The 18,403-nt window shown below is 72.8% G+C and carries 17 protein-coding genes; 9 read left to right on the plus strand and 8 right to left on the minus strand.

Annotation, left to right across the window (positions count from 1 at the left end; all coding sequences use genetic code 11):
* Positions 1–131 precede the first annotated feature (131 nt).
* Positions 132–1,895, minus strand: coding sequence for a thiamine pyrophosphate-binding protein (locus GA0070564_RS16105; RefSeq protein WP_091609453.1), 1,764 nt, complete (start codon positions 1,893–1,895; stop codon positions 132–134).
* Positions 1,888–3,012: a baeRF2 domain-containing protein gene (locus GA0070564_RS16110; protein WP_091609454.1), complete on the minus strand. Its 1,125-nt coding sequence runs from the start codon at positions 3,010–3,012 to the stop codon at positions 1,888–1,890. Before GA0070564_RS16110 ends, GA0070564_RS16105 begins: the two co-directional genes overlap by 8 nt.
* Before the next feature lie 153 nt (positions 3,013–3,165).
* Between GA0070564_RS16110 and GA0070564_RS16115 the strand changes: the two genes are divergently transcribed.
* Complete coding sequence (locus tag GA0070564_RS16115) at positions 3,166–3,708, plus strand: hypothetical protein (protein WP_091609455.1); 543 nt, start codon at positions 3,166–3,168, stop codon at positions 3,706–3,708.
* Between the two features lie 220 nt (positions 3,709–3,928).
* Positions 3,929–4,372, plus strand: coding sequence for an alpha/beta fold hydrolase (locus tag GA0070564_RS16120; RefSeq protein WP_245670085.1), 444 nt, complete (start codon positions 3,929–3,931; stop codon positions 4,370–4,372).
* On the opposite strand, the gene GA0070564_RS16125 is transcribed toward GA0070564_RS16120, so the two are convergent.
* Positions 4,356–4,694, minus strand: coding sequence for a DUF3817 domain-containing protein (locus GA0070564_RS16125; protein ID WP_091609456.1), 339 nt, complete (start codon positions 4,692–4,694; stop codon positions 4,356–4,358). The two genes, GA0070564_RS16120 and GA0070564_RS16125, sit on opposite strands and share 17 nt — an antisense overlap.
* Positions 4,695–4,874: 180 nt before the next feature.
* Here GA0070564_RS16125 and GA0070564_RS16130 point away from each other — a divergent pair, with 180 nt between their 5' ends.
* Positions 4,875–6,353: a glutamate-cysteine ligase family protein gene (locus tag GA0070564_RS16130; RefSeq protein ID WP_091609677.1), complete on the plus strand. Its 1,479-nt coding sequence runs from the start codon at positions 4,875–4,877 to the stop codon at positions 6,351–6,353.
* A 16-nt stretch (positions 6,354–6,369) separates the two neighbouring features.
* On the opposite strand, the gene GA0070564_RS16135 is transcribed toward GA0070564_RS16130, so the two are convergent.
* The gene (locus GA0070564_RS16135) at positions 6,370–6,648 is read right to left on the minus strand and encodes a hypothetical protein (protein WP_218104932.1); all 279 of its coding nucleotides are present in this window, start codon (positions 6,646–6,648) and stop codon (positions 6,370–6,372) included.
* 16 nt (positions 6,649–6,664) lie between these two features.
* On the opposite strand from GA0070564_RS16135, the gene GA0070564_RS16140 reads away from it, so the two are divergent.
* The 5 genes from GA0070564_RS16140 to GA0070564_RS16160 all read left to right on the plus strand — a co-directional run bounded on the left by GA0070564_RS16140 (position 6,665) and on the right by GA0070564_RS16160 (position 8,950).
* Positions 6,665–6,871: a DUF2975 domain-containing protein gene (locus GA0070564_RS16140; RefSeq protein ID WP_091609457.1), complete on the plus strand. Its 207-nt coding sequence runs from the start codon at positions 6,665–6,667 to the stop codon at positions 6,869–6,871.
* Entirely contained in the window at positions 6,871–7,092 is a 222-nt protein-coding gene (locus GA0070564_RS16145) for a helix-turn-helix domain-containing protein (protein WP_091609458.1), read from the plus strand. The genes GA0070564_RS16140 and GA0070564_RS16145 overlap by 1 nt, the downstream gene beginning before the upstream one ends.
* 231 nt (positions 7,093–7,323) lie before the next feature.
* Positions 7,324–7,902, plus strand: a complete 579-nt coding sequence (locus GA0070564_RS16150) for a TetR/AcrR family transcriptional regulator (RefSeq protein WP_091609459.1) — start codon at positions 7,324–7,326, stop codon at positions 7,900–7,902.
* Entirely contained in the window at positions 7,899–8,555 is a 657-nt protein-coding gene (locus GA0070564_RS16155) for a lysophospholipid acyltransferase family protein (RefSeq protein WP_091609460.1), read from the plus strand. Before GA0070564_RS16150 ends, GA0070564_RS16155 begins: the two co-directional genes overlap by 4 nt.
* A 53-nt stretch (positions 8,556–8,608) precedes the next feature.
* Positions 8,609–8,950 (plus strand): type 1 glutamine amidotransferase family protein, encoded by a 342-nt coding sequence (locus GA0070564_RS16160; protein ID WP_245670044.1) that lies wholly within the window; start codon positions 8,609–8,611, stop codon positions 8,948–8,950.
* A 38-nt stretch (positions 8,951–8,988) separates the two neighbouring features.
* On the opposite strand, the gene treZ is transcribed toward GA0070564_RS16160, so the two are convergent.
* Genes treZ through glgX form a run of 3 tightly spaced genes read right to left on the minus strand, consistent with a single transcriptional unit; the run spans position 8,989 to position 15,174 of the window.
* Positions 8,989–10,722, minus strand: coding sequence for a malto-oligosyltrehalose trehalohydrolase (treZ, locus tag GA0070564_RS16165; protein ID WP_091609462.1), 1,734 nt, complete (start codon positions 10,720–10,722; stop codon positions 8,989–8,991).
* Positions 10,719–13,049, minus strand: a complete 2,331-nt coding sequence (gene treY / locus GA0070564_RS16170) for a malto-oligosyltrehalose synthase (RefSeq protein WP_091609463.1) — start codon at positions 13,047–13,049, stop codon at positions 10,719–10,721. The genes treZ and treY overlap by 4 nt, the downstream gene beginning before the upstream one ends.
* Before the next feature lie 4 nt (positions 13,050–13,053).
* Complete coding sequence (gene glgX / locus GA0070564_RS16175; RefSeq protein ID WP_091609464.1) at positions 13,054–15,174, minus strand: glycogen debranching protein GlgX; 2,121 nt, start codon at positions 15,172–15,174, stop codon at positions 13,054–13,056.
* A 316-nt stretch (positions 15,175–15,490) separates the two neighbouring features.
* Between glgX and GA0070564_RS16180 the strand changes: the two genes are divergently transcribed.
* On the plus strand, positions 15,491–16,894 hold the full coding sequence (locus tag GA0070564_RS16180) for a glycosyltransferase family 4 protein (protein ID WP_091609465.1): 1,404 nt from the start codon (positions 15,491–15,493) through the stop codon (positions 16,892–16,894).
* 157 nt (positions 16,895–17,051) lie between these two features.
* Here GA0070564_RS16180 and GA0070564_RS16185 read toward each other — a convergent pair whose 3' ends face one another.
* Positions 17,052–18,335 carry a citrate synthase gene (locus tag GA0070564_RS16185; protein WP_091609466.1) on the minus strand — a complete coding sequence of 428 codons (1,284 nt, stop codon included), beginning with the start codon at positions 18,333–18,335 and terminating at the stop codon, positions 17,052–17,054.
* Positions 18,336–18,403: the final 68 nt, after the last annotated feature.

An 18,403-nucleotide genomic window follows, 5' to 3' on the forward strand; every position in this document is an offset into this window, starting at 1 on the left:
GGTCTAAACGGGCATCCGCCACCCGGCGGGACCAATACCTCGGCGGGTGGCGGATGCGGGCGAGCGACGGCCATCGGCGACACCGGCCCCGCCGTACCGCGCGGGGAACGGGCTGGCCCCTTCGGGTACGCCTACCCCATGTCCTCGGCCTCCACCGTCACTGAGGTCTCCAGCATCCGGTCGCGGACCCGCCGCGCGGCGTCGCCGGCGGCGAAGACACCCCGCAGGTCCGCGAAGGCCGGCTCCGGCGGGGCCAGCGGGACCCGGGCGTCGACGACGACCTCCAGGACGGCGGGCCGGTCCGCGGCGAGGACCTCGTCCCACGCCGGGCCGACCAGCTCCGGCCGGTCCACCCGGACGCCGTGCAGCCCGAGCAGGCGGGCCCAGCCGGCGTACGGGACGTCCGGCCGGCGATCGGCCGTCGGGGCGGGCACCTGCCGGCCGCCACCCATCCCGGACTGGTCGCGGTTGTTGAGCACCAGCACCACCAGCCGCGGGTCGGCCCACTCCGGCCAGTGGTGGGCCACGGTGATCAGCTCCGCGAGCCCGTTGAGCTGCATAGCCCCGTCGCCGAGCAGCGCGACCACCGGCTGGTCCGGCCGGGCGAGCTTGGCCGCGACCGCGTACGGCAGGGCGCAGCCCATCGAGCCGAGCGTGCCGCAGAGCTGCGCGTTGACCCCCGGGGGCAGTTCCAGGTGCCGGGCGTACCAGTAGAGCACCGAGCCGACGTCCACGGCGACCGCTCCGGCCGGTGGCAGCCGGGACGACAGCTCGTGCAGGACCAGCTGCGGGTTCACCGGATCGGCGGGTTCGTTGGCCCGCTCGGCGGCCTGCTCCCGCCAGCCCTCCACGGTCGACTCGACGACCCCCCGCCAGTCGTGGTTGCGCAGGTGCGGCACCCGGTCGAGCAGCGCCCGCAGCGTCTCGGCGGCGTCACCGACCAGCGCCACCTCGACCGGGTAGTGGTTGCCGATCCGGCGGCCGTCGATGTCGATCTGCACCGTGCGGGTCGATCCCGGCATCGGCAGGTAGTCCGTCCAGGGCTCGGTGGTGCCCACCATCAGCAGGGTGTCGCAGCCCCCCATCAGCTGCGCGCTGGCCGGAGTGCCGACCTCGCCGAGCACCCCGGTGTGGAAGGGCAGCCGCTCGTCGAGCACCGGCTTGCCGAGCAGCGAGGTGGCCACGCCCGCGCCCAGCCGGTCGGCCAGCGCGACGATCTCCGGGCCGGCGTCCCGGGCGCCCTGGCCGACCAGGATCGCCACCCGGTGGGCGGTGAGCAGCAGCGACGCGGCGGCGTCCAGGTCACCGTCGTGCGGCAGGACCCGGGCCAGCGGCTCACCAGGGGTGGCCGAGACGATCCGGCCGTCCTGCGGGTAGCGGTCGGACACCGGCGCGACCTGCACCGACCGGGGCAGCACCACGCAGGCCGGGCTGCGGGTCGCCGCCGCGGTACGGAACGCCTGGTCGAGCACCGCGGGAACCTGCTCCGGGCTGCGCGCGTACCGGACGAACTGGTTGCACACGTCCCCGAAGAGCCGGCTCAGGCCGATCTCCTGGTGCGCGGCGCCCAGCGGCCCGCTGACGTCCTCGCCGATGATCGCCACCACCGGCTTGCTGTCGAGCTTGGCGTCGTAGAGGCCGTTGAGCAGGTGCACCGCGCTGGGCCCCTGAGTGGCCAGGCAGACGCCGATGCCGCCGGTGAACTTGGCGTGCCCGGTGGCCATGAAGGACGCTGTCTCCTCGTGCCGGGCCGGCACGAACTCCGGATCACCGCCGGAGTGGTCCAGCGCCTCGACCAGCGGGGCGATCGCCCACCCGGGGTAGCCGAACGCCCGCGGCACCTGCCAGGCGCGCAGCCGCTCGACCACCAGGTCGGCCGCGGTCCGCTCAGCCATTGCCCCGGCCCGGGGTGCTGGCGTCCACGAAGCGCAGGACCGCGCCCACGCCGTCGGTGAGCTCCGGCGCCTCCTCGGGTGCGAGGACGGTGAGTTCGGCGTCGGTGCCGGCCACCGCCCGCAGCAACGCGGCGTCGGCGCGGACCCGCTGCGGGTCGCGGACCGACATGGCGGCCAGCTGGGCCGGGTCGGTGGCGATCTCGGTCGGGTCGGGACCGATCCAGAGTTCGCCGTCGGCGGAGGCGTCGTCGACGATGAGCATGGTGTCGACCTGGTTGCGTTGCAGTGCGGAGACCACGGCGTCCAGGCCGGCGCCGACGTCCTCCTGCATGCCGAAGCGGTCCAGCGCCGCGGTGATCCGCTGGTCGGCCACCTCGGCGATGGTCTGCACGGTCAGGTCGTCCATCCGGCCCGGGTCGGCGCCGCCGGCGCGCTTGCCGGCGTCGGTGCGGACCAGCACGTCCTGCCAGCGTTCGGGCAGCTGGGCGGCGATCATGCCGGTGGCCCGGATGTCACCGGCGACCACGACCACGTCGGCGCCGACCTTCTCGGCCAGCTCCACGGTGGCCGCAGCGGCGTCACCGGCGTTGTGGTGCCAGGCCTCCATGGCGGCCCGCTGGTAGCGGGACTGGGACCAGCCGCCGGGCTGCACCCGGCGCAGCTGGTAGCTCTCCCGGCCCCGGACGCTGGCCCGGCGGGGCACCCCGCCGGCGCTGACCGCGACGGCGTCGGCGCCGGTGCGGTCGGCGAGCACCCGCACCCAGGCGACCTGTTCGCCGCGCTGGGCGACCAAGGGCATGGTGTGCGGCAGGACGGACCAGGTGGCGAGGTCGCGCAGCGGCGGCGCGGAGAGGTACTCGGTGAGCACCACCCGGCCGCCGGTGGCGAACACGGCCAGGCCGTAGTCCCCCGCCATCGGATCGTGGCCGCGCACCACCCGTTCGACCGCGTCGATGGTCGCCGGGTCGGCGCCCTGCTCCAGCAGGTTGCCCTTGAGGGCTCGCCACCGCAGGTCGACCTGGGGATGCGCATCGTGGGTGTCCCGGGAGGCGTCCAGATAGACCGAGCACCACGGCCCGGGACGGTCGTAGAGCGGACGCAGGAAGGACAGCTGCATGCTCGACCCCTTTCCGGCTCGGCCCCCCGCATACCCGCGCCGATCCGCTTGTCACCTGGCGTCCACACCGCCCGTGACCAGGATTCATTCACGTCGTTCAACCTCAAGGGCCGATACCATCAGTGAACGGAACAGGACTCTCGGTGGTGATCGATGGACACAGACCTGCACTATCCACGCATCGTGCGGCCGACGGAACGGATCATCACGGCCCGGGTGGTCCGCCTGCTCGACGGCTACCCACGCGAGGTACGCGTGGGGCAGCCGGTGCTGGTGGCGGTGCTGACCGCCGCCGGGCTGGTGGGGCTGCTGCTGCGGCTGGCCCGGGCGTTGCTCTCCAGCGGCGGCGGTGGGGCCCGCCGCAGCTGGAAGGAGCTGAAGCAGGGACCGGAGTTCCTGGTCACCCCGGTCCGGTTGCGCGACGGCGCCGGCCGGCTCTGCGAGGTGGAGCTGCACGGGCACCTGCCGCAGAGCGCCCTGCACCCGGCCGACCACGTGCAGATCACCCTGCGGCCGCAGCGCGACGCCGACCTGCCGCCGCGGATCGAGCGGATCGTCAACCTCACCACCGGGCAGCTGCTCACCCCGCGCGTCCCGACCCTCTGGTCGCACCTGGGGCCGCCGCTGCTGCTCCAGGCGATCCTCGGCGCGCTGCTGGTGGCGGCGCTGGTCACCTGGTCGGTGCTCACCGGCTGAGCCGGGGCCACCGGGTCGCCGCGATCCGGGAGCGTGTCGGCGGCCGGCCGGTCGGGCACGCAGCGGCCATGTTCGCCGACTTCACCCTCGACGAGATCGACGTCGGCCCGGTGCGGCTGCGGGTCCGCCACGGCGGCTCCGGACCGGCCGTCGTCCTGCTGCACGGTCATCCGCATACCCACGCCACCTGGCACCGGGTCGCGCCGCGGCGTACACGGTCATCTGCCCGGACCTGCGGGGCTACGGCGGCTCCGGCAAGCCGCCGGGCGGCCCGGACCACGCCGGCTACGCCAAGCGGGCGATGGCCGCCGACGTGGTGGCGTTGCTCGCCGCGCTGGGCCACCGGCGCGCCGCGGTGGTGGGACACGACCGGGGCGGGTACGTGGCGATGCGCGCGGCCCTGGACCACCCGGACCGGGCGGCCGACGACGCGGACCTGGCGGCCGGGCGGCGGATCGGGTGCCCGACGCTGTTCTGCTGGTCGGAGCGGGACGACATGGTGGAGCTGTACGGCGATCCGGCCGCCATCTGGCGGCGCTGGGCGCCGGACCTGCGGACCGCCTCGATCGACTCCGGCCACCACATGGCCGAGGAGGCCCCCGGTGAGCTGGCGGCCGTGCTGGCCGACTTCCTCGGCGACGACCGGCTCAGCCGACCCTGGTGAGGTCGGGGCGGGGCGTCGCGGTGACCCGCAGCATCCCGCGGCGCCGGGCCCAGCGCTCGAAGGCGACGGTGGCGAACGGCGGCACCGCGCAGGCCAGGGCCAGCGCGGTCACCGGCAGGCTCCACCGGTGCAGCCGGGCCACCGCGAGCACCAGCAGGCCGTACGCGACGAAGAGCGCCCCGTGGATCGGGCCGAAGATCTTGACGCCGATCTCGTTGTCCGGCGGGCCGTACTTCACGGCCATGCCGACGAGCAGGGCGAGCCAGGAGCACGCCTCGGCGATGGCGGCCGCCACGAACAGCCGGGTGGTCTTCTCGCGCATGGTCCTCCCTCTTCCGCCGGCCATGCTAGCCACCGCACGGCCGCCACCCTCGGTGCGCGCGCCCGCACGCGACGGGGATCACCCGGGCCACGACTGGGTAGGTAAAGAGTCCTTCGGGTCTTTCCTCGCCCCGCCGACCCGTGCGAGGTTGGGGAGACCAACGGTGACAGGGTGGTGACCATGGGCGAGGACGTCGGCGCGCGTACCTTCAGTCGGGAGGACCGGGCCCGGTACCGGGAGAAGGTCCGGCGCTGTCTGGACGTCTTCGCCGAGATGCTGCGCGAGTCGCGGTTCGACGTGCAGCGGCCGATGACCGGCCTGGAGATCGAGCTGAACCTGGTCGACAACGACTCGATGCCGACGATGCGCAACGCCGACGTGCTGGCGGCGGTCGCCGACCCGGACTTCCAGACCGAGCTGGGCCAGTTCAACGTGGAGATCAACGTCGCCCCGCGCCGGCTGGCCGGCGCCGGCACCGCGGAGTTCGAGGAGCACGTCCGGGCCAGCCTGAACGAGGCCGAGTCGAAGGCCCGCACGGTCGGCGCGCACATGGTGATGATCGGCATCCTGCCCACCCTGCGGCCGGAGCACCTGACCGCCGAGACGCTCTCGGCGAACCCGCGCTACGCGTTGCTCAACGAGCAGATCTTCGCCGCCCGCGGCGAGGACCTGCCGATCTCGATCAGCGGGGTGGAGCGGCTGCGCGCCACCGCCGACACCATCACCCCGGAGGCGGCCTGCACGAGCACCCAGTTCCATCTCCAGGTCAGCCCGGCCCAGTTCGCCGACTACTGGAACGCCGCCCAGGCCGTCGCCGGCATCCAGGTCGCCCTGGGGGCGAACTCGCCGCTGTTCTTCGGCCGGGAACTGTGGCGGGAGACCCGGGTGCCGCTGTTCCAGCAGGCCACCGACACCCGGTCCGAGGAGATCAAGGCCCAGGGGGTACGTCCCCGGGTGTGGTTCGGGGAACGCTGGATCACCAGCGTCTTCGACCTGTTCGAGGAGAACGTCCGCTACTTCCCGGCGCTGCTGCCCGTCTGCGACCCGGAGGACCCGGCCAAGACCCTCGCGGCCGGCGAGGTGCCGAAGCTGGCCGAGCTGCGCCTGCACAACGGCACCATCTACCGCTGGAACCGGCCGGTGTACGACGTGCTGAAGGGCCGCCCGCACCTGCGGGTGGAGAACCGCGTGCTGCCGGCCGGGCCGACCGTGGTGGACACCATCGCCAACGGGGCGTTCTACTTCGGGCTGGTCCGGGCCCTGGCGGAGTCCGACCGGCCACTGTGGTCGCAGATGTCGTTCAGCGCCGCCGAGGAGAACTTCACCAGCTGCGCCCGGCACGGCATCGACGCCCAGGTCTTCTGGCCGGCGCTGGGCTACCTGCCCGCCACCGAGCTGGTGCTGCGCCGGCTGCTGCCGCTGGCGTACCACGGGCTGGACCGGTGGGGTGTCGACCCGGCCGAGCGGGACCGGCTGCTCGGCATCATCGAGCAGCGCTGCCTGACCGGGCGCAACGGCGCCAGCTGGCAGGTGGAGGCGCTGCACCGGTTCGAGCAGGCCGACCACCTGGACCGGCCGGCGGCGCTGCGCGAGGTGGTCCGGCACTACGTCGACCTGATGCACGGCAACCGGCCGGTCCACGAGTGGCCGATCCCTTGACGGTGGGCGCGGCGGACTAGGGGTTGGTCGCCACCTGGCGCAGTTGGGCGAAGGCCTGGTCCGCGTCGGCGACGGCCTCGGGTCGTACATCGTGCGCGCTCCGCCCGTCGGCGATCTTCTGCCAGTTGGTCCGGGCCAGTACGCGCTGAACCGCGATCACCTGGGCGGCCTGCAGTCGGCCCCGGACACCCGGATCGAGGACGTCGGCCAGCGCCTCCTCGTCGTCGAGCATGTACCGCAGGAGCCGTCCCGCCAGGCTCGGGGTGCTGAACACCAGCCGATGAAACGCCACCACCTCGGGATGATCGGACGTGATCGTGTGGGCGATCGCCGCCGTGTGGCTGACGCTGGTCGCCGTGCTCCTCTACGTCGGTCTGAACGCCGACGACCCGGCACCGATCGTGGCGTTCTTCCTGATGACCGCCGGGGTCACGGTGGCCGGGCTGCTCATGGTGGTCATGCGCGCCCTGCTGCGGCAGGCCACCACGCTGCGCACCGACATGGAAGCGGTGATCTGATGCCGATCGTCGTGCGCATCGACGTCGAGCTGGCCAGACGCAAGATGAGCGTTGGCGAGTTCGCCGAACGGGTCGGGCTGACCCCGGCGAACGTGGCCGTGCTGAAGAACGGCCGGGCCAAGGCGGTCCGGTTCAGCACCCTGGAGGCGATGTGCCGGGTGCTCGACTGCCAGCCCGGCGACCTGCTCGAGTACGTCGACGACGAGGGCGAGGAACGATGAGGTGGCTGCTCGCGGCGGCGGCCCTGCTCGCCGGGGCGCTCGGCGTGGCCGGCCTCGTCTTCGGGGCGGCAGACGACTCGCCGGGCCTGCAACTTCTGGGGGCCTGCTGGTGATCGGCGCGGTCGCGGCCGCCGTGCGGCTCGTCCCCCGCACCCGCTGAGCTCGGGCCGACGCGCCATCCCGGCATCGGTGCGCATAGACATCGTCTACGGCCAATGGTAGACACTGTCTATGCACGCTGATGAGGGCTTACCCGCACGGCTGATCCGGGTAGGCGGCGAACTGCTCGACGAGAAAGGTCCGTCTGCCGTGTCACTGCGGGAGACCGCCCGACGGGCCGGCGTCTCCCACGGCGCGCCGCGCCGCTACTTCCCGACCCATCTCGAACTGCTGTCGGCCATCGCCCGCGACGGGTTCGTCGACCTCGCCGGCCGGGCGGACGCCGCCCTGGCGACGGCGCCCCCCGACGCGCGCACCCGGGTGGCCGTACTCGCCCGGGTCTACCTCGACTTCGCCGCCACCCGTCGCGGCCGGTACGCGTTGATGTTCCGCCACGACCTGCTGGAGAGCGGCCATCTGGGCCTGCGCCACACCAGCCTGCCGCTGTTCCGCCTCCTCACCGACCTGGTCGCGCAGGCCCGGCCGGCTCCGCAACCGCCGGCCCCGGTGGTCGCGGGAGCGCTTTGGGCCAACCTGCACGGCCTCGCCGAGTTGTGGAACTGGGGCAGCCTCACCCTCGCGACCGGCGCCGCCGACCCCGCCGCGCTGATCGAGGCGACCCTCACCGCGCACCTCGGACCCGCCGCATGACCGACACCCCGGCCCTGTACGCGCTGGCCCAGCACACCGTCGGCCGTTATCTGCGCCATTCCTGGCGGCCCACCGTGGCCGGCCTCGAACACCTCCCCCACACCGGCGGCGCGATCCTCGCCGCCAACCACCTGTCGGTCGCCGACCAACTGTTCCTCGGCATCCTGACGCCCCGACACGTCGCCTTCTGGGCCAAGGCCGAATACTTCCGCTCCGCCGGCGCGCGCGGACGCCTCACCCGCGGCGTCGTCACCGCGATGGGCGCCATCCCGGTCGAGCGGGGCGGCGGACGGGCCGCCCTCGCGGCGTTCGACGCCGCCGTTCCGGTCCTGCGCTCCGGCGGGCTGGTGGCCGTCTTCCCCGAGGGCACCCGCTCACCGGACGGCCGCCTCTACCGCGGTCGCACCGGCACGGTCCGCCTCGCCCACCAGGCCGGCGTGCCCATCGTCCCGGTCGGCATCCGGGGCACGGACCTGCTCCGCCCGCCCGGATCCCGACTGCCCCGCCGCCATCCCGTGAGCATCACCTTCGGGCCGGCCATTCCCGTGCACATCCGCCGGCCCGCCGACATCCGCACGCTCACCGACACCGTGATGGCGACCATCCAGTCGCTGACCGCCCAGGAGTACGTGCCGCGGTACGCCCGCGCGTGAGTCAGGGGGCCCGCCCGGGTCCCGATGTTTCGCCGATCGCCGCCTCTGATGACGTGCTGAGCCGGCTGCCCGGCGCGCACGTCACCTTCGTCGCCGAACGACCCGGCCCGGTCGTCAACGCGGTCGGCAGCCTGCGCCTGTACGCCGACGCGGCGCTCGCTGACGCGCCCAGCCCGGACGTGATCGTCGTGCCCGGCGGGCCGGGACAGAACGCGCACCTGCTCGACGGGCCGGTCCAACGGTGGCTACGCATCGGCGGGGACGTCACCGCCCAGGCCACCCAACTGGCCCACGAGTACCAGCCCCGACCGCCCTACCAGGCCGGCGATCCGGCCACCGCGCCTCGGGAGATCGTGCGGGCGGTCCTGGCCCGCCGCGACACCATCGTGGCGTGAGGGGCGCGGCCGTCCGGCCGTGCCGCGGCGAACCGAGGTCAGAGCGAGACGATCGCCGCGCTCTCCGCCGGCAGTTGGATGCCGTCCCGCATCACCGTGACCCCCTCGGAGGTGGCCAGCAGCACTCGCCGCACCACCCCGGGCAGGTTGACCCGCTGCGACCGGTCCGCGAGGTTCGCCACCACCAGGCACTCGCCGCGCCGCATCACCAGGAACTGGTCGCCGTGGCGCACCTCCACCGCGCCCAACCGAGGGTCGGACAGCTCGGGACGCGACTTGCGCAGGGCGATCAACCGCCGGTGGAAGTCGTACATCTCCCGGTGCTCGGCCTTGTCCAGCTCGGCCCAGTCCAGCCGGGAACGGACGAACGTCTGCGGGTCCTGCGGGTCGGGCACGTCGCCCGGGGGCCAGCCGTGCGCGGCGAACTCGCGCTTGCGGCCGGTGGCCACCGCGACCGCCAGCTCCGGCTCCGGATGACTGGTGAAGAACTGCCACGGCGTGCTGGCCGCCCACTCCTCCCCCATGAACAGCATCGGGGTGAACGGCGCGGTCAGCAGCAGCACCGCGCCGACCCGCAGCATCGCCGGCGACAGCGTCGCGGAGATCCGGTCGCCGGTGGCCCGGTTGCCGATCTGGTCGTGGTTCTGCAGGTACGCCACGAAGCGGTGCCCCGGGGTGCGCTGCCGGTCCACCGGCCGGCCGTGGCTGCGGTTGCGGAAGCTGGACCAGGTGCCGGCGTGGAAGAACGCCCCGGTCAGCACGTCGCTCAGGCACTCCAGCGAGCCGAAGTCGCCGTAGTAGCCCTGCCGTTCCCCGGTGAGCAGGGTGTGCAGGGCGTGGTGGGCGTCGTCGTTCCACTGGGCGTGCAGGCCGTAGCCGCCCGCCTCGCGTCCGGTGATCAGCGTCGGGTCGTTCAGGTCGGACTCGGCGATCAGCGACAGCGGCCGGCCCAGGTGGGTGCTGAGCGACTCCACCTCGACGGCGACCTGCTCCAGGAAGTGGGTGGCGCGCGAGTCGGGCATGGCGTGCACGGCGTCCAGCCGCAGCCCGTCGACGTGGTAGTCGCGCAGCCACATCAGCACGCTGTCGATGATGTAGCGGCGTACCTCGTCGGAGTGCGGGCCGTCCAGGTTGACCGTGCGCCCCCAGGTGTTGGACTGCTCGTTGAGGTAGGGGGCGAACATCGGCGCGTAGGCCCCGGAGGGCCCGAAATGGTTGTAGACGACGTCGAGGATCACCCCCAGCCCCTTGGCGTGGGCGGCGTCGACGAGGCGTTTCAGGCCGTCCGGGCCGCCGTACGGCTGGTGCGGGGCGTACCAGCAGACGCCGTCGTAACCCCAGTTGTGCTCGCCGTTGAAGGCGTTGACCGGCAGCAGCTCGATCAGGTCGACGCCGAGCTCCACCAGGTGGTCGAGGCGGTCGATCGCCGCGTCGAAGGTGCCCTCCGGGGTGAACGTGCCGATGTGCAGCTCGTAGAGGATGCTGCCGGGCAGTTGCCGGCCGGTCCAGCCCTGGTCGGTCCAGTCGAAGGCGGCGTGGTCGTAGACCCGGCTGGGGCCGTGCACCCCGTGCGGCTGCCACGCCGACCGCGGGTCGGGCAGGGCCCGCTCGTCGTCGTCGAGGACGAAGGCGTAGTCGGTGCCGGGGCCGGCGTCGGGCGACTCGGCCCGCCACCAGCCGTCCCGGTCGGCGGCCATCTCCCGGTCGGGAGCGCCGGGCAGGCGCAGCCGCACCCGGGCGGCGTCGGGCGCCCACACGGTGAACTCGGTCATGCGGCAGCCTCCACGGAATCGGTGGGAGCGAGGAGGGCGACGGGGTACGTGCTCAACAGATCATGCACGGGCAGCTCAGAGCCACTGTAGACCCGCCCGGTGAACATGTCAGTCACCCGATTAACGGAAAGTGACAGGGTGGTGTCGCGCCAGCCGCCGGAGCGGGCCAGTCCCAGCGGCAGCCGGGTGGCCACCGCGATCGCCCCACCCCGGTCGAAGGCCACCGCGTGCGCCCCGGCCGGCCCCCGCGCCGGCACCGGGCGGTAGGTGGTGAACAGCTCCGGGTGCTCCCGCCGCAGCCGCAGGGTCCGCGACACCACCAGCAGCTTGGCCGCGCCGTCCGCGGCCACCTCGGGCCGGTCGCCGGCATCGAGCCGGTCCAGCAGCTCCCGGCGTACGGCGAAGTCGACCGGGCGGCGGTTGTCCGGGTCGACCAGGGAGTTCTCCCACAGCTCGGTGCCCTGGTAGACGTCGGGCACGCCGGGCATGGCCAGCTGCACCAGCTTCTGCCCGAGCGAGTTGGACCAGCCGGCCGGGGTGAGCTCGGCGGCGAACGCGGTGATCTCGGCGTGCAGCTCCCGGTCGTCGTACATCCGGTCGACCAGGGCGTGCAGCTCCCGCTCGAAGGCCAGGTCGGGGTCGGCCCAGCTGGTCGAGACCGACGCCTCCCGGGACGCCTTCTCCACGTACGCGTGCAGCCGTTCCCGCTCGATCGGCCAGGCGCCGATGGCGGTCTGCCAGAGCAGGTGGGCGAAGTCCGGATCGGCAAGCGGCGCCTTCGCCGTCCAGCGGGCCACCTGCTCGGCCCAGCGGCCGGGCAGCTCGGACAGGACGGCGAGCCGGGCCCGGACGTCCTCGCCGCGCTTGGTGTCATGGGTCGACAGGGCGGTCATCCCGGCCGGCCAGCGGACCTGGCGGGCGGTGGCGAAGCGGTGGAACTCCGCCGGCGGCACGCCGAAGTGCGCCGGGCTGCCACCGACCTCGTTGAGGGCGACGAACCGGCTCCACCGGTAGTAGGCGGTGTCCTCCACCCCCTTGGCCATCACCGCGCCGGTGAGCTGCGGGAACCGGGCGGCCAGCTCGTGGTCGGGGTCGCGCAGCAGCGCGGTGACCGCGTCCAGGGTCCGGGTCAGGTCCGGCCGCCGTCGGCCGGCCTCGGCGCGGGCGGCGGCCAGGTGCCGGGCCCCCTCGGGCGGGTAGCCCCGGTAGACGGGGAAGCAGGCGGCCAGCTCGGCGAGGGCGGCCCGGGTGTCGTGCCGGTCCAGCTCGGGGGCGAGCGCGGCCAGCCGGCTCAGCTCGGCGGCGAGCAGCCGGGTGGCGGCGGCCAGCTTCGTGTCGTGGGTGAGGTCCTGCCAGGAGGTGTGCCGGCCGGTGAGCCGGGCGTCCAGGGCGGTGAAGTCACCCTCGGCGGCGCCGTCGACGAAGAGCCCGCTGACGGCGGCGAGCGCGTCGTAGCCGGTGGTGCCGTCGACCGGCCAGTCCGGCAGCTCCTCGCCGTACTCGAGGATCTTCTCCACCACCAGCCACGCGTCCGGCGCGGCGGCGCGCAGCCGGGCCAGGTAACCGGCCGGGTCGCGCAGCCCGTCCGGGTGGTCGACCCGGATGCCGTCGACGTCGCCGGCGGCCACCCAGCGCAGGATCTCGGCGTGGGTGGCGTCGAAGACGGCCGGGTCCTCCACCCGCAGCCCGGCCAGGTCGGAGACGGCGAAGAAGCGACGGTACGTCAGCTCGGCGTCGCCGCGCCGCCAGGAGACCAGCTCGTAGTGCTGCCGGTCGTGGACCTGCCGGGCGGCGCCCTCGCCGGTGCCGTCGGCGATCGGGAAGCGGTGCTCGTGGTAGCGCAGCTCGCCGTCGACCACCTTGAGGTCGTCCAGCGCGTCGGGGGTGTCGGCGAGCACCGGCAGCAGCAGCCGGCCCCGCTCCCAGTCGATGTCGAACCAGTCCGCGTACGCCGAGGCCCGACCCCGGCGCAGCACGTCCCACCAGGCCGGGTTCGCGGCGGGCTGGGCCACCCCCGCGTGGTTGGGCACGATGTCGACGACCAGGCCCAGCCCGGCGTCGCGCAGCGCCCGGGCCAGCCGCTGCCGGCCGCCCTCGCCGCCGAGTTCCGGGTTGACCGCGCGGTGGTCGACCACGTCGTAGCCGTGCTGGGAGCCGGGGGTGGCGGTGAGCAGCGGGGCGCTGTAGAGGTGGCTGACGCCCAGCGCGGCCAGGTAGTCGGTGACGCCGGCCGTGGCGTCCAGGTCGAAGCCGGGGCGGATCTGGACGCGGTAGGTCGACCCCACCCGCGTCGTCGGTGCCGTCGGGGGTCGGGGGGTGTCGGGCATGAGGTCAGACCGTCCTCTCCAGGACCAGCAGCGAGCGGTCCGGCACGCAGATGGTGCCGCCCGCCTCGACCGTCGTGGTCTTCTCCGGATCCGGTTCCGCGGTGCTGATCACCAGCTCCCAGCGCGGCCCGAACTCCTCCCCGGGCAGGGTGAAGTCCAGGGGCGCGTCGTGGGCGTTGAACAGCAGCAGGAACGAGTCGTCCCGGTGCCGCTGGCCGTACTGGCCGCGTTCCGGGATGCCGTCGCCGTTGACGAACAGGGCCACCGAGCGGCCGAAGTCGTTGCCCCAGTCCTCGTGGCTCATCTCCCGGCCGTCGGGGGTGTACCAGGCCAGGTCGGGCAGGGGCGACTCGGCGGCACGTCCGCCGACCGGCAGGCCGGTGAAGAAGCGGCGACGGCGGAACGCCTGGTGGCGGGCGCGGAACTCGGTCAGCCGGCGGACGAAGGCGAGCAGGTCTGCGTCGACGTGCTCCCAGTCGATCCAGGCCAGCTCGCTGTCCTGACAGTAGGCGTTGTTGTTGCCGCGCTGGGTGCGGCCCAGCTCGTCGCCGTGACCGATCATCGGCACGCCCTGGGAGAGCACCAGGGTGGCCAGGAAGTTGCGCCGCTGCCGCTGCCGCAGGGCCAGCACGCCGGCGTCGTCGGTCTCCCCCTCGACGCCGCAGTTCCAGGACCGGTTGTGGCCCTCGCCGTCCCGGTTCTCCTCGCCGTTGGCCTCGTTGTGCTTGTCGTTGTACGACACCAGGTCGTTGAGGGTGAACCCGTCGTGGCAGGTGACGAAGTTGATGCTGTGGAACGGGCGGCGGCCGTCGTCCTGGTAGAGGTCGGCGGAGCCGGTGATCCGGGAGGCGAACTCGGCCAGGGTGGCGGGCTCACCGCGCCAGAAGTCCCGGACGGTGTCCCGGTACTTGCCGTTCCACTCGGTCCACTGCGGCGGGAAGTTGCCCACCTGGTAGCCGCCGGGGCCGACGTCCCACGGCTCGGCGATCAGCTTGACCCGGCTGACCACCGGGTCCTGCTGGACCACCTCGAAGAAGGTGGAGAGGCGGTCCACCTCGTAGAACTCCCGGGCCAGGGTGGCCGCCAGGTCGAAGCGGAAGCCGTCGACGTGCATCTCGGTCACCCAGTAGCGCAGCGAATCCATGATCAGCTGGAGTGAGTGCGGGTTGCGCACGTTGAGGCTGTTGCCGGTGCCGGTGTAGTCGACGAAGTAGCGGCGGTCGGACTCGGAGAGCCGGTAGTAGCTGGGGGTGTCGATGCCCTTGAAGCTCAGCGACGGGCCGAGGTGGTTGCCCTCGGCGGTGTGGTTGTAGACCACGTCGAGGATGACCTCGATGCCGGCGGCGTGCAGGGCGCGGACCATGCCGCGGAACTCCTGCACCTGCTGGCCGAGGCGGCCCAGCGCCGAGTAGCCGTGGTGCGGGGCGAAGAAGCCGATGGTGTTGTAGCCCCAGTAGTTGCGCAGGCCCAGGTCGGCCAGGCGGTGGTCGTGCACGAACTCGTGCACCGGCATCAGCTCGACCGCGGTCACCCCGAGCTGCTTGAAGTAGTCGATCATCACCGGGGAGGCGATGGCCGCGTACGTGCCGCGCAGCTCCTCGGGGATGCCGGGGTGGCGCATGGTCAGCCCGCGCACGTGCGTCTCGTAGATCACCGAGTGGTGGTAGGGCGTGCGCGGCGGCCGGTCGTTGCCCCAGTCGAAGTACGGGTTCACCACCACCGACTTGGGCATGAACGGCGCCGAGTCGGCCTCGTTCATCCGGTCCGGGTCGCCGCCCACCTCGTAGTCGTAGACCGCCGGATCCCAGGAGATCTCCCCGTCGACCGCCTTGGCGTACGGGTCGAGCAGCAGCTTGTGCGGGTTGCAGCGCACCCCGTTGGCCGGGTCCCACGGCCCGTGCACCCGGTAGCCGTAGCGCTGGCCGGGCTCGATCCCCGGCAGGTAGGCGTGCCAGACGTACGCGTCGACCTCGCGCAGCTCCACCCGGCGCTCGGCGCCGGTGTCCCACTCGTCGAAGAGGCAGAGTTCGATCTTCTCCGCCACCTCCGAGAAGATCGCGAAGTTGGTGCCCATCCCGTCGTAGGTGGCACCGAGGGGATAGCGCTCGCCCGGCCAGACCTGCATCTCGCTCCTTCAACCATGATCATGAGCGCCCGGTCGGGCGGACCGCCGATGCGCACGCCGCTAATGCCCCGCCACCCGAGCCGGCAATCCACCCGTTCGGACCGTAACCGATATCCACCGTCCTGGTGCCCGCTGGACGTTCAGGTGTCATCCGTCACGATGGCCCTTTTCGAGATGCGCCACGGCGCGTGATGGCCTTTGCTAGGGGCGGGCGCGCGGGCGCGTGCCCGCCTCGGCCCTCGGCCAATCCTCAGCCTGTTCCTCCGCCGCCACCGATGCCGGCGTCGTACCCCCGCGTGCATGGACGGAGATCAATGTGACAACCCTGCGGTTCGGCGACCAGCCCGCCACCGCCCCGGACCGGACCCGCCGGCCCACCGTCACCACCCTGCCCCGGCACTCCACGCCGGTCGGCACGGGCGGCCCCGGCCGTCCACTCAAGATCCTGATGCTGTCCTGGGAATATCCGCCGGTGCTCGTCGGCGGCCTCGGCCGGCACGTCCACGCCCTGTCGGTCGCCCTCGCCACCGCCGGGCACGACGTCACCGTGGTCACCCGCCACACCGACGGCGCACCCCTGGAGGAGTACGCCGACGGCGTCCGCATCCTGCGCGCCGCCGAAGACCCCGTCCGCTTCCCCCTCGCCACCGACTCCCTCCTGGCCTGGACCATGGCCTTCAACCACACCCTCACCCGCGCCGCCCTGCGCGCCACCGAAACCGGCACCTACGACGTCATCCACGCCCACGACTGGCTCGTCGCCCACACCGCGATGACCCTGCGCGACCACCTGGACGTGCCGCTGGTCAGCACCATCCACGCCACCGAGGCCGGCCGGCACCAGGGCTGGCTGCCCGAGGAGATGAACCGCACCATCCACGGCGTGGAGCACTGGCTGAGCAACTCCTCGGGTCGGGTGATCGTCTGCTCCGGCTACATGCGCGACGAGGTGGGCGCGCTGTTCGGGGTGGATTCGGCCCGGGTCGACGTGGTGCCCAACGGGGTCGAGCCGCACCGCTGGCGGGTTCCGGTCGCCGCGGTCGCCTCCGCCCGGGCCCGGTTCGCCGCGGACGGCCCGCTGGTCACCTTCGCCGGCCGGCTGGTCTACGAGAAGGGCGTCCAGCACCTGATCGCCGGGCTGCCCCGGCTGCGCGAGCGGCACCCCGGCCTGCGCGCCGTGATCGTCGGCGACGGCCCGTACAAGGCCGAGCTGGAGGCCGAGGTGCACCGGCACGGGCTGGGCGACACGGTCAGCATGCCCGGCTTCCTCGGCGGCACCGACCTGCCGGCCGTGATGGCCGCCTCGGACTGCTTCGCGGTGCCGAGCATCTACGAGCCGTTCGGCATGGTCGCCCTGGAGGGCGCCGCCGCCGGCGCGCCGCTGGCCGTCGCGGCCACCGGCGGGCTCGCGGAGATCGTCGAGCCGGGCGTGACCGGGATGACCTTCGCGCCGCAGGACCCGGACGGGCTCAGCGAGGCCGTGCACACCCTGCTCTCCGACCGCGAGCGCGCCCGGGACATCGCCCGCCGGGCCCGCACCATGGTGCACGAGCAGTACGGCTGGGCGGCCATCGCCCACCGGACCGCCGCCACCTACACCGCCGCGATCACCAGGGCGCCGGCGTTCGCCACCGAGCGCGCCGAGCTGCGGATGACGCTGGGCCGGGCCACCGCCCCCACCGTCGCCGGCAACCTGCTCGCCGCCGCCGGCCTGCGCTGAAAGGAGGGGCCCCTTGTTAACGCCTGCGGTATAGCAGGGGACCCCTGTTAACAACCGCGCCACGGTCGCGCCCGCTCCGGCGGCCGGCCGTGATCGCGTACGCGGAAGGCCGCCGACCCCGCGCGGGGCCGGCGGCCTTCGTCGTGCCTGACCGGACTCAGCGAGCGCTGAGGTCGGTGTAGTCCCGCGCGGCGGCGCCGCTGTAGATCTGCCGCGGGCGGCCGATCTTGGTGTCCGGGTCGTTGATCATCTCGCGCCACTGGGCGATCCAGCCAGGGAGCCGGCCCAGCGCGAAGAGCACCGTGAACATCCGGGTCGGGAAGCCCATGGCCTTGTAGATCAGGCCGGTGTAGAAGTCCACGTTCGGGTAGAGCTTGCGGGAGACGAAGAAGTCGTCGGCGAGCGCGATCTCCTCCAGCTGCATCGCCAGGTCCAGCAGCGGGTCCGGCTTGGCCATCCGGCCGAGCACGTCCTGGGCGGCCTTCTTGACGATCGCGGCCCGCGGGTCGTAGTTCTTGTAGACCCGGTGGCCGAAGCCCATCAGCTTGACGCCGTCCTGCTTGTCCTTGACCTTGCGGACGAAGGAGCGGACGTCGCCACCGTCTTCCTGGATCTTCTGGAGCATCTCCAGCACGGCCTGGTTCGCGCCACCGTGCAGCGGGCCGAACAGGGCGTTGACGCCGGCCGACACCGAGGCGAACAGGTTGGCGTTGCTGGAGCCGACCAGGCGGACCGTGGAGGTCGAGCAGTTCTGCTCGTGGTCGGCGTGCAGCACGAAGAGCATGTCCAGCACGCGGGCCATCACCGGGTCGACCTCGTACTGCTCGGCCGGCACACCGAAGGTCATCCGCAGGAAGTTCTCCACGTAGCCCAGCGAGTTGTCCGGGTACAGCAGCGGCTGGCCGATCGCCTTCTTGTACGCGTACGAGGCGATGGTCGGGACCTTCGCCATCAGCCGGACCGTGGAGATCTCCACGTGCTCGGAGTCGAACGGGTCCAGGCTGTCCTGGTAGAAGGTCGAGATGGCGCTGACCGCCGACGACAGCACCGCCATCGGGTGCGCGTCGCGCGGGAAGCCGTCGAAGAACCGGCGCATCTCCTCGTGCAGCAGCGAGTGCCGCCGGATCCACTCGGTGAACTCGGTCAGCTGCTGCTGGGACGGCAGCTCACCGTAGATCAGCAGGTAGGAGACCTCCAGGAAGGAGGACTTCTCCGCCAGCTGCTCGATCGGGTAGCCCCGGTAGCGCAGGATGCCCGCGTCACCATCGATGTAGGTGATCGCGGACGAACAGGAGGCGGTGTTGACGAAACCGGGGTCGTACGTGGTCATCCCGGTTTCCTTCAGCAGCTTGCTCACCCCGATGCCCGCGGGGCCCTCGACCGCGTCGTGCACCGGCATCGAGAGCTGGCCACCCGGGTGATCGAGCTTGACTTCCGTCATGTGGTTCCTCGCTTCGCCGGCGAAATCCTCGTTGAATTGCCTTCGCTTTTACCGTAATCGCGGTCCGG

It is taken from the genome of Micromonospora mirobrigensis (genome assembly GCF_900091555.1).
GTDB lineage: Bacteria > Actinomycetota > Actinomycetes > Mycobacteriales > Micromonosporaceae > Micromonospora > Micromonospora mirobrigensis.

Bases quoted from the DNA above. Each gene is read 5' to 3' on its own strand.
- GA0070564_RS16105 (WP_091609453.1), bottom strand. From the start codon at position 1,895: ATGGCTGAGCGGACCGCGGCCGACCTGGTGGTCGAGCGGCTGCGCGCC.
- GA0070564_RS16110 (WP_091609454.1), bottom strand. From the start codon at position 3,012: ATGCAGCTGTCCTTCCTGCGTCCGCTCTACGACCGTCCCGGGCCGTGG.
- GA0070564_RS16115 (WP_091609455.1), top strand. From the start codon at position 3,166: ATGGACACAGACCTGCACTATCCACGCATCGTGCGGCCGACGGAACGG.
- GA0070564_RS16125 (WP_091609456.1), bottom strand. From the start codon at position 4,694: ATGCGCGAGAAGACCACCCGGCTGTTCGTGGCGGCCGCCATCGCCGAG.
- GA0070564_RS16130 (WP_091609677.1), top strand. From the start codon at position 4,875: ATGGGCGAGGACGTCGGCGCGCGTACCTTCAGTCGGGAGGACCGGGCC.
- GA0070564_RS16145 (WP_091609458.1), top strand. From the start codon at position 6,871: ATGCCGATCGTCGTGCGCATCGACGTCGAGCTGGCCAGACGCAAGATG.
- GA0070564_RS16150 (WP_091609459.1), top strand. From the start codon at position 7,324: ATGCACGCTGATGAGGGCTTACCCGCACGGCTGATCCGGGTAGGCGGC.
- GA0070564_RS16155 (WP_091609460.1), top strand. From the start codon at position 7,899: ATGACCGACACCCCGGCCCTGTACGCGCTGGCCCAGCACACCGTCGGC.
- treZ (WP_091609462.1), bottom strand. From the start codon at position 10,722: ATGACCGAGTTCACCGTGTGGGCGCCCGACGCCGCCCGGGTGCGGCTG.
- treY (WP_091609463.1), bottom strand. From the start codon at position 13,049: ATGCCCGACACCCCCCGACCCCCGACGGCACCGACGACGCGGGTGGGG.
- glgX (WP_091609464.1), bottom strand. From the start codon at position 15,174: ATGCAGGTCTGGCCGGGCGAGCGCTATCCCCTCGGTGCCACCTACGAC.
- GA0070564_RS16185 (WP_091609466.1), bottom strand. From the start codon at position 18,335: ATGACGGAAGTCAAGCTCGATCACCCGGGTGGCCAGCTCTCGATGCCG.